Annotated in this window: 1 protein-coding gene; it reads right to left on the reverse strand. The window is 67.1% G+C overall.

All coding sequences use genetic code 11. The annotated features are described in order from the left end of the window. Positions 1-207: hypothetical protein (locus AC5E6L_RS06690; protein ID WP_491772126.1), on the reverse strand; the 207-nt coding region annotated here is incomplete at both ends.

A 207-nucleotide genomic window follows, 5' to 3' on the forward strand; every position in this document is an offset into this window, starting at 1 on the left:
GCCGGCGCGGCTGAAGAAGGCGGCGACGAACAGCACGGCGATGAACGCGACGATGAAGACCCGCCAATGCGACCAGCGCGGGCCGCCACGGCCTTGCAGCGCGTGGCTGAGATGGCCCGGCAGGATGAAGAAGCATTCGATGATGGAGGCGATGGCGACGGCCATCACCACGATCGGCAGTACGCCGACGATCTGGCCGACCGTGTC

The organism is Roseitalea sp. (genome assembly GCF_984466335.1).